Consider the following 11693-nt stretch of genomic DNA (forward strand, 5'->3'; position numbering starts at 1 on the left):
GGTTTACTTAAATGTATTTATCTTATTCTGTTCAATTTTCAAAGACCATTTTCTTTCTTACAACTTTCGTTGTTTTTCTTTATCGCCTCAAGCGACTCATTTAGTATATCACCTGTTTAAGATTTAGTCAACTACTTTTTGAAACCTTTTTAAAATTATTCGTTTCTGTTGTACTACCCCTCGGCAACGTATTTTATAATATCATGTTCTTATTATCCTGTCAACATTTTTCTCTATAAATTTATACTTCTTTATTTCATATAATAATAATGAAATAAACACAGAAAATTCTTTAGTTGAAATAGCTAAAAATTATAACTGCAAAATCAAATAGAAGATTGTTTTATATTTCGTTTAAGCAAACAAAACAACAACAATCTTCTATTTATATATTAATGCTATTTCTTTTTCTTAATAACTAAAGGATACATAACAGATCCTATAAGAGTTTCTCCCTTTCTTATTTCACTGCCTTTATCTGCAATAACATTGTCTAATACTGCATCATCATTAATTTTACTGTTTTGCATTATTATGCAATCTTTAAGTTTAGTGTTTTTCCCAATATATACTCTTCTTCCTATTATGCAATTTTCAACGGTTCCTTCAATACGGCAACCATTTGCTATAATTGAATTAATGACATTGCTTTTCTCTGCATAATGTGTTGGAGCTTCATCCTTAGTCTTTGTAAATATTGGTCTTTCTTCATTAAATATTTCTTTATTAATTTTTCTATTTAAAAGGCCAACATTACTATCATATAAAGCTTTTATAGAATTTATACACTCTAAATGACCTTTAAATTCAAATGCTCCAGCTGTCAATGAATTTAAATTGTTATGAATATATTCCTTAACTTTTCTATACATACCACTACTTATACATTCATTAACAATTTCAATAAATAAATCGGTTTTTAATATATACATCTCCATATTAATATTAGCTTTTGGATTTTTACCTATATTTTCTCCAACGCTTATAACATTTCCAGAATCATCAAAATTCAGTACTCCACAATCACCAAAAGCTTCATCTGCATTAGTCACTTTCTTATAAACAATTGTTACATCTTTTCCCGTGCTTTTGTGATATTCCAATACTTCATTATAATCTATATTACAAATCATATAGCTTGGCGCTAATAATACATATTCTCTCCTACTACGCTTTAAAAATTGTATATTGTCAGAAAAATTATGAACATCATCATAAACTGGCTCATCATTACCAAAATTAAAGACTCTTAATCCATCCTTTTTTCTATTCAAATCCCATGGCTTTCCATTAGTCAAATGGTCTAACAAAGATCTCGATCTATTTTTAGTAAAAATACCTATACAGTCAATTCCAGAATTAGTCATATTAGATAAAACGAAATCAATAACTCTATATCTAGCTGCAATAGGAATTGAAGCAATTGATCTATTAACTACTAATTCACCCATTCTATTCTCATTTTCATCTAAGTTAATTATGCCAATACAATTTTTCATTTCTTTATCCCCCTCAGTATATCCTTCTAAACAGCTTTATTATTTTCTATAACAGTACCCATTTTAACTTCTTCTTTTGCTCCTATAATAGCAATTTCATCACCCAAAGAAATTTTACAATCCTTTCTTACAATAGCTCCAGTACCAACGATAGCTTTCTCAATAACCACATTATCTCCTATTTTAGCATCTGTCATAATTATCGAATCTCTAATAACTGAGTTTTTGCCTACTTGGACACCTTGAAATAATATAGAATTCTCAACTTGTCCATTAACTACACAGCCTTCAACCACCAATGAATTAGATACTTTTGCATTTTCACCTATATATTGTGCAGGTCTAACTTGGTTTACTGAATAAATCTTCCATTCCTCATCATGCAAATCAAGTTCATTATCTTCTTTAATTAAATCCATATTAGCTTCCCATAAACTATCTATTGTACCAACATCCTTCCAGTATCCCTTAAATGGATATGCAACCATTTTGTTTCCGTCTCCAAGCATACTAGGAATTATATTCATTCCAAAATCATTCTTAGAATTTTTGTCCGCTTCATCTTCTCTTAAATATTTTTTAAGTGTTTTCCAATTAAAAATGTAAATTCCCATAGAAGCTAAATTATTTTTAGGATTTTTAGGTTTTTCTTCAAATTCATATACAGATAAATCTTCTCTAGTGTTCATAATTCCAAAACGAGATGCTTCTTCCATCGGTACTTCAATTACAGCAATCGTAGCCTCTGCTTGCTTTTCTTTGTGGAAATCTAACATTTTTGTATAATCCATTTTGTAAATATGATCCCCCGATAAAATCAAAATATATTCTGGATCATATCTATCCACAAATTCTATATTCTGATAAATTGCATTTGCAGTTCCCTTATACCATTCTCCCCCTTTTTCCTCTTGGTATGGTGGCAATATGTTTACTCCTCCATGAGTTCTATCCAAATCCCATGCCTCACCTATACCAATATGTGCATTTAGTTCTAACGGTTTATACTGAGTCAATACCCCCACTGTATATATTCCTGAATTAGAACAATTGCTTAACGGAAAATCTATAATTCTATATTTTCCTCCAAATGGTACTGCTGGTTTTGCCAATTTTTTTGTCAATACACCTAACCTTGATCCTTGTCCACCTGCTAATATCATTGCTACAATTTCATTTTTACCCATAATATTGTCTCCTCTCATATGTTTAGTTATCATCAGATAAATTATATATTTTATGTGTATATATTTAATAATATGCGTAATTTATTTTTTCTATGTGAGTAATTTATAGCATATTACATTATCATAGTTTGATCTCAAAACGTTAATTCACTAGAATTAACAATATAATTTTTATACCTAGTCTATTATATATTCTTTTCCATAAAATTCCAATATAAATTTGAAATGTTTTCCATTTTTTATTTATCCCTATAATTACACTTCTTTAATATCTTAAAATTATTTTGAAAAACTGTAACTATACTATCTTCACCCGAAAATTTATATTTCTCACTACCATCAAATAAATTAATATAAACGCCATTAAAATCAACACTTTTAATCAATTTAATTTCTTTTGATACATTAACTAGAACTAATATCTTCTCATTTTCATAATTTCTTTCAAATGCCAACACATCTTCATCTGTTTTAAAAAAAGTAATATCTCCCTTTTTTAGAGATTCTTCATTATTTCTTATCCCTATTAACTTAGAATAAAAATCAATAAGATTCTTATCTTCTTTTCCCCACGGATAGCTCTTTCTATTATCCGGTTCTTTTCCACCCTTTATCCCTGTTTCATCACCATAATATATTAAAGGCACTCCAGGTAATGTAAATTGAATTACCACAAGTAATCTTAATAATGCTATACTATTATCTAAAACCGTTAATATTCTTTCAGTATCATTTGTACTAACAATATTTACATTCCCGAAAAAGCTTTCAATTGGATAATTCTCATATAGCGACATAAACTTCTTTTTAAACTTATCAGATTTTATATACCCTTTAATAAAATTAATCAAACTTTCTCTTATCGGATAATTGGTTGCAGCTTGAACTTCTTTACCATTTAAATAACTTCTCTTTTTGGAGTAGCTAACTTTATTCGATGCATCTTCCCAAATATCTCCTATAAGTACAGTGTCCCTTCCAAATTCATCCATTTCATTTCTAATGAATTCAATAAATTTATCTGAAAGTTCATCTATTACATTCAATTTCCATCCACTAGCACCTAAATTTATCCATTTTTTTATAATTGAATCATTATTTCTTGCAATATAATCAATGTAACCTTCCTGCATTGAGTCTATACTAGGTCTTTCATTTATCCCCCACCATGATTCATATTGATATGGGTATCTAATAAACTTATACCAGCCATAATATCTCGAATTTGGAGAGTTATATGCTCCTACCTCATCATAATTTCCTAATCTATTGAAATACTTACTATCAGAACTTGTATAGCCTAAAACTATATCTAATATAATTTTAATCCCCTTACTATTCGCAACTTCACATAATTCTTTAAAATCATCATTTGTACCAAACATTTCATCAACAATTTCATAATTGGCTGTATCATATTTATGACAACTTGGAGATTTAAAAACAGGACTCAATTGAATTATGTTTGCTCCAAGAGTTTTTATATAATCCAATTTTTTTATAACCCCTTTTAAATTACCACCATAAAAATCCCATCTTACAATTCTCCCAAAATTATCCTTGATATACATAGGACTATCATCCCATCTTCCATATATAAACGAATTTTCTTTTGGAGAATTTATAGTCTTATCATCATTTCCATTATAAAACCTATCTAAAAGAATCTGATATATTACTCCTTCTTTATACCAATCAGGTATATGAGACTTTTCATATACAGTTATTTGATATGGTACAGGATTATGATTATATATTTGACCCACTCCGCCTAAATGTTCATCATTATTTCCATAATATAACCTATCATATCCATCTATTAGAATAAAATAATATTCTAATAGACCCAAAGCATCAGATGTATCAATTTCAACAGAATATCTAAATTCACCATTATTTAAATATTCCTTTTGCATGCCCATATTTAATCTAGTGCCATCAAACTGTATCAATTCTATTGCAACTACTATTTCTTTATCAACATTAATAGCTATTTTTACCTTTTGACCAACCTCTACAGCTCCGAAAGGTCTCCTAAATTTTATGCTTTGTGAGTCATGTATAACCTGTATCCTGTCCATTAAATTAATCCTCCTATAGATTTTTATAAATTACTTCAGATCCCCAAATTCCTGTTGCATATTCTTCAATTGTTCTGTCAGATGAGAATATTCCTGAATGGGCAATGTTAATTCCACACATTCTTTGCCACTTACTATTATCCCTATAAAGAGCATCAACCTTATCTTGCGCTTTTAAATATGAATCAAAATCTTTTAATACAAAAAATTCATCATTATAAGTTATTAGATTTTCATAAATGCTTTTAAATTTATCTTTATCGTTATGATATTTCCCATTTACTAAATCATCAATCACTCTTTTCACTCTTACATCATTATTATAAATATCGCTAGATCTATAGCCTCCATTTTGATAGTAATTAAGTACCTCATCTTCAGTTAATCCAAATATTATTATATTTTCCTCTGTAACTTCATCTCTTATTTCAATATTAGCACCATCTAAAGTTGCTACAGTAATAGCTCCATTCATCATAAATTTCATGTTTGATGTTCCTGATGCTTCTTTTGTTGTAGTTGAAATTTGTTCACTAACATCGGTGCCAGGAATTATTTGTTCTGCTAATGAAACTCTGTAATTTTGGATAAAAACTACTTTTATTTTTTGATTTACCCTAGAATCATTATTTATTTTATTTGCTACACAATTTATTAATTCAATTGTATTTTTTGCTAAATAATATCCTGGAGCTGCTTTTCCTCCAAATATGAACGTTCTTGGTACAATATCAAAATTTGGATTATCAATCAATTGATTATACAAATCCATTATTCTTAAGCAATTCAGAATTTGTCTTTTATACGCATGAATCCTTTTAACTTGAACATCGAATATTGAATTAGGATCTATAACTAAATTTTCATTTTTCAATATTACATTAGCTAATCTTTCCTTATTATATTTTTTAATTTTTCCTAATTGTTCAAGAATAACATTGTCATACAAATGCCTCTCAAAGTTTTTCAAGTCAATTGGATGCCTTATAAAGCTATCTCCTATTGTATCTTTTATTAACTTTGTAAGTTCAGGATTACTTTTTAACAACCATCTTCTATGAGTAATTCCATTTGTTTTATTACTAAATTTATTTGGATATAAATAGTAGAAATCAGTCATTTCTTTCTTTTTCAATATATCCGTATGAAGCTTTGCCACACCATTTACACTGTGGCTTCCTGCTATTGCCAAATGAGCCATTTTTATTTTGTCATCTGCTATTATGGCCATACGTGCAATTTTATCCCAATTTCCAGGATACCTTGCCCATAATTCTTTACAGAATCTTTCATTTATCTCTTCAATTATCATATATATTCTTGGAAGTAATTCCTTAAACATATCTACTGGCCATTTTTCTAAAGCTTCTGCTAAAATTGTATGATTAGTATATGATACTGTATTGGTAGTTATCCTCCATGCAACATCCCATTCTAATCCTTCCTCATCCAACAATATCCTCATTAGTTCTGGTATTGCAAGGGTAGGATGAGTATCATTAATATGAATTGCAACTTTTTCATCAAATAATTCTATATCCTTACCATGCTTCTTAAAATGTCGTATAATGCTTTGCACCCCAGCTGAAACAAAGAAATATTGTTGCTTCAACCTGAGTATTTTACCTTCATAAAATGAGTCTTCAGGATATAAAACTTGAGAAATTGATTCTACTGAATTCTTATACTTTAACGCTTGAAGAAAATCCCCTCTGCTAAATGATGAAAAATCAAATTCCTTAGAAACAGCTTCAGCACTCCACAATCTCAATGTATTTACAATTTCATTTTCATAACCTACAATTGGTGTATCATATGGAACAGCTAGTACTGGTTCAAAATTCACATGTGTGAAGTTCAAACGTCCATTTATCTCTGAAACTTTTATTTCTCCACCAAACTTAACGATTTCTGATTTTTCGGCCTTTCTCTTTTCCCATACATTACCTTCCTTTAGCCAATCATCAGACACCTCAACTTGTTTCCCATCAATTATCTTTTGTTCAAAAAATCCATATTTATATCTTATTCCGCACCCATTTCCTGGTATATTTAATGAGGCCATTGAATCTAAGAAACACGCTGCAAGCCTCCCAAGCCCACCATTTCCTAATCCTTGATCTTGCTCAAAGTTCTCTAATTCTTCTAAGTTTATACTTAAATCTGCCAAGGCTTCTTTGCATACATCTCTAATTCCTATATTTAATAATGCATCTCCTAACAATCTACCTAACAGGAACTCCATAGAAAAGTAATACACTTGCTTTTCACCTGTTTTATTATATTTCTTATTAGTTTTTAGCCATTCTCTTGTAACATAATCTCTAACTAAACTACCTAATGCATCATATTTTTGTTGATTTGTTCCTTCCTTTAGCTCAATCCCATGCATTTCTAAAAACTTATTAACATAAGCTTTTTTAAATGACTTTTTATCCATACTTAGCATTTAATCCCCCCTCTCATAAAATCAAAGCTAATCTATTCCAGTTAATTCACGATATAGATTTAAATAAACTTGTGCTGATCTATCCCAACTATTATCTGACTTCATTGCATTTTTAACCAAACTGTTCCACTTTTTCTTATTTTCATATATATTTAAAGCATATTGAATTATATTATATAATTCATCTGCATTATAATTCTGAAAACCAAATCCATTACCTTCTCCAGTATATTCGTTATATGCAGTAACTGTATCTTTAAGTCCTCCAGTTTCTCTAACTATAGGAATTGATCCATACCTAAGTGCTATTAACTGACCTAGTCCACATGGTTCAAAAAGTGAAGGCATTAAAAACATATCACTTGCTGCATATATTTTATTTGCCAAACTATTGTCAAATTTAATATTTGCAGATACCTTGTTCCCATATCTATAATTTAACCATTTAAAATGATCTTCATAAGGCTTATCTCCTGTTCCCAAAACAACTAATTGTATATTTTGTTGCAGTAACCTATCCGAAATATTCACTAATAAATCAATTCCCTTTTGCGGTGTTAATCTAGTAACCATAGCTATCATAGGAATTTTTTCATCAACAGTTAAACCAAGCTCTTTTTGTAATTCAGTCTTATTCATAATTTTATTTTTTAAAGAATTGACATCATAATTTTTATAAATATTTTTATCTGTTTTAGGGTTAAATTCATCATAATCTATTCCATTTGTTATTCCTCTTAACGCATATGCTCTATCCCTTAAAACACCATCTAACCTTTGCCCATATTCAGGTGTTTGTATCTCATATGCATAAGTATTGCTAACAGTTGTTATTATATCAGAATAATATAATCCACCTTTCATGAAACTTACACCTGCATCAAATTTCAAACATGTATTAGTATATAGTTCCATATCAAATCCAAATAATTCTGGCAATATATTGGGATCAAAAACACCTTGAAAGGCTATATTATGAATAGAATATATGGTCTTCATATTCCAATAAAACATATCATTTCTTTTATATTGAAACTTCAGTAATACTGGAATCATTCCTGTCTGCCAATCATTACAATGAATTAAATCTGGCTGCCAATCAATCTGTCTTAGCATATCAAGAACTGCTCTATCAAAGAATGCAAATCTTTCTGCATCATCATAATGTCCATATGCTTCATCCCTATTAAAATATCTTTCATTATCTAATACATAGTAAGTCACACCGTTAATATATGCTTCCCATACTCCACAAAATTGTTCTCTCCAACCAACTCTTACATTAAACCATTTAACAAATCTCAATTTATCTCGAACTTGCCAATTAAGTTCTTTATATTTAGGTATAACTACTCTTACGTCTGCATTTTTTTGTGCAAGTGCCTTAGGTAATGCTCCTGCCACGTCTCCGAGCCCTCCAGTTTTTACAAACGGACCAGCTTCTGATGCTACAAATAAAACTCTCATTACTTTTCCCCCTCAGCCTATTAAACAACAAGTTATTCTTTATATGTTTTATTAAAATCTCTTTTTAAATCTTTGCTTTAATTTATATTTCCTCTATTACTTCTTCATCTGTTCCAATTTCCATCTTAATTTCCTTAACCTTTAGCACTAAGGCTGCCATTGGTGGTACTTTTATTTGTAATGAATATGGTTGCTTGTGGAATTGTACTTTTTCAGCAATTAATGTTTCATCCATAATTTGTCCTGAACCACCGTATTTCGTATCATCTGTATTAAATATTTCTTCATAACTACCTAAGAATGGAACTCCCATCCTGTAATCATAATAAACTGTAGATGTGAAGTTAATTACGAACAAAAGGGTATCCTCATCACTTCTACTTCTTCTTGCAAAAATTAAAATACTTTGTTCATTATTATCTGCTTCTATCCAGTTAAAACCTTTATAATCATGATCTAATTCCCAAAAAGCCTTATTATTTAAATATAATTTATTCAAATCTTTAAAGAACAATTGTGTTTTCTTGTGCATTTCTAAATCATCTAACAGATTCCAATCTAATTGTGAATATTCTCTCCATTCGACTTCTTGTGCAAATTCAGAGCCCATAAATAACAACTTTTTACCTGGATGCCCCATCATATACCCAATGAAAGCTCTAAGTCCAGCAAACCTATTCCACTCATCTCCCCACATCTTATCTATTAAAGATTTTTTACCATGAACAACCTCATCATGTGATAGTGGCAATAAATAATTCTCTGCATAATTGTACATCATTGCAAAAGTTATATTTTTATGATTATGTTTTCTATACTCAGTATCTATTTGAACATATTCTAAAGTATCATTCATCCAACCCATGTTCCATTTAAAATTAAACCCTAATCCATCATAGATTGTAGGTTTTGTAACATTAGGCCAAGCTGTTGACTCTTCAGCTATCATAAGAGCTGTTGGATATTCTGTGAAAACTGCTTTATTTAGTTGTTTTAGAAAATCTATTGCTTCTAAATTTCCATTTCCACCATATTTATTTGGTACCCATTCTCCATGTGATCTACTGTAATCTAGATATAAGATGCTAGATACAGCATCAACTCTTAAACCATCAATATGAAATTCTCTAAACCAATATAATGCATTTGATATCAAATAACTTTTTACTTCCGTTCTTCCTAAATCAAAATTACAAGTTCCCCAACCTTTATTTTCGGCTCTCCATTCATCTTGATATTCATATGTTGGTGTTCCATCAAACTTATATAATCCATGTGAATCTTTGCAAAAATGTCCTGGAACCCAATCCATTATTACTCCTATATTTTCTTCATGTAATTTATTTATTAACTTCTTTAGCCCTTCAAGGTTTCCATATCTGCTTGTTGGTGAATAATACCCTGTACCTTGATATCCCCATGACGCATCTAGTGGATGTTCTACAAGAGGCATAATTTCAACATGTGTATAACTCATTTCTTTCAAATATTTAGGTAATTCTTTAGCAATCTGCTCATATGTTAAAAATCCACCCTCACTATTTGTTTTCCATGATCCTAAATGTATCTCATATATATTCATTGGTTGCTCTAATACATTTATTTTATTTCTTTTAACAATCCATTTTTCATCTGTCCACTTAAACTCCTTTGGTGTATATATAATTGATGCATTATTTGGCCTTAACTCTGTTTGTATTGCATATGGATCAGCTTTATATTCTCCCCTTTCACCACTTTCTTCTATAACACAATATTTATATCTATCACCAACTTTAGGCTCTGTAAAAAAGCCTTTCCATATACCATTTTCCGTAATCTTTTCAAGTTTAAATTCTTCACTTACTTCAAATTCATTAAAATCACCAACAACATAAACACCTTTTGCATTTGGTGCCCAAGTTGCAAATTGTACACCTTTTTTCCCATTTTCAGTTTTAGCGTGGGCTCCAAAAATATTATACGCCTCATAATTGTTTCCTTGATGGAATAAATATGTGTTAAAGCTTGTTAATTCTGACTTATCCAATTTATCATCAACCTTTTTATTTGTATTTCTTGCTGGTTGCTTCTTCACTTGTGATTTTACTTCTTTAGATATTTGTTTTACCTCTGCTTTTGCCGCAATTGTTTTTTTAGCAGCTGCTTTTCTTGTAGTTGTCGATTTAGTACTGGTTGCTGTTTTTTTAGTTTTGCTTGCAACTATCTTCTCTTCTGTATTTTCATCTGTTGCAGATAATTTATTTGTTCTGTCACCTTGAGTTTTCAAGGCACTATCCTGAGTTTTTTGCGATCTTGAAGAAGATTTAACAGCAGTACTTCTTTTGGCAGTTGTTTTTTTAGCAGTAACCTTAGTTTTCTCTTTTAAATCCTTGTCATCTTCTAATACGCTAATTTCCTTTTCTTTAATACCCGGTTCTATTTTAGTTTCTTCAGTTGATAAAACTTTCTTTTGAGAACTTTGCTTAGTTTTTATAGCATTTTGACCATCTGCAATGTCTTTTTTAGTAAGACCTTTTATAACTTTCTCTTCTGATTTATCTATAATACTTGAAACAATAACTTCATTTTCACTCTTACTATTTTTAGAATCTTTTCTCATTTGCCAATACCCCCATCCATATTTATTCCCTCTCATTTTTTAATTTAATTTTGATTTAATATATATCCATTTTACCAAATTTTGTGCGTAATTTCACTTATTTTTTAGAATTTTTTATAAAATTTTTAATTTAATTTATTTTAAGAATATTCAGAATGTAGATTTTTACTAATATAATATGTGCATCTAATTTCACCTTTCTTATCATAAAAATCCCTTCATATTAACACTCCTTTTCTACAAACCGTTTACAATTAAAGTTATGTTATACTAATAGTTAATATATTTGTAGTTGAGTTCTAAATTAAATACTTCAAACACAAAAAAACGATAGTTATAATAACTATCGTTTTATCTTACCTCGCAACGTCCTACTCTGCCACACAGTCTCCCATGCAGTACCATCGG

The 11693-nt window shown here is 29.5% G+C and carries 6 protein-coding genes; all 6 read right to left on the minus strand.

Features of this window, described 5'->3' with window-relative positions; genetic code table 11:
- Positions 1-398: 398 nt before the first annotated feature.
- Positions 399-1499 (minus strand): glucose-1-phosphate adenylyltransferase subunit GlgD, encoded by a 1101-nt coding sequence (gene glgD / locus L3B98_RS28590; RefSeq protein WP_015395616.1) that lies wholly within the window; start codon positions 1497-1499, stop codon positions 399-401.
- Between the two features lie 26 nt (positions 1500-1525).
- A complete protein-coding gene (locus L3B98_RS28595) occupies positions 1526-2686 on the minus strand; it encodes a glucose-1-phosphate adenylyltransferase (protein ID WP_238919190.1) in 1161 nt (386 codons plus the stop codon).
- A 239-nt stretch (positions 2687-2925) separates the two neighbouring features.
- Positions 2926-4767: a glycoside hydrolase family 13 protein gene (locus tag L3B98_RS28600; protein ID WP_238919191.1), complete on the minus strand. Its 1842-nt coding sequence runs from the start codon at positions 4765-4767 to the stop codon at positions 2926-2928.
- Positions 4768-4780: 13 nt separating this feature from the next.
- Complete coding sequence (locus L3B98_RS28605) at positions 4781-7216, minus strand: glycogen/starch/alpha-glucan phosphorylase (protein ID WP_015395619.1); 2436 nt, start codon at positions 7214-7216, stop codon at positions 4781-4783.
- Between the two features lie 27 nt (positions 7217-7243).
- Positions 7244-8683 carry a glycogen synthase GlgA gene (glgA, locus tag L3B98_RS28610; protein ID WP_015395620.1) on the minus strand — a complete coding sequence of 480 codons (1440 nt, stop codon included), beginning with the start codon at positions 8681-8683 and terminating at the stop codon, positions 7244-7246.
- 82 nt (positions 8684-8765) lie between these two features.
- Positions 8766-11285 carry a 1,4-alpha-glucan branching protein GlgB gene (gene glgB, locus L3B98_RS28615; RefSeq protein ID WP_238919192.1) on the minus strand — a complete coding sequence of 840 codons (2520 nt, stop codon included), beginning with the start codon at positions 11283-11285 and terminating at the stop codon, positions 8766-8768.
- Positions 11286-11693 lie beyond the last annotated feature (408 nt).

This window comes from Clostridium sp. YIM B02555 (genome assembly GCF_022320955.1).
Classification (GTDB): Bacteria; Bacillota; Clostridia; order Clostridiales; family Clostridiaceae; genus Clostridium; species Clostridium saccharoperbutylacetonicum.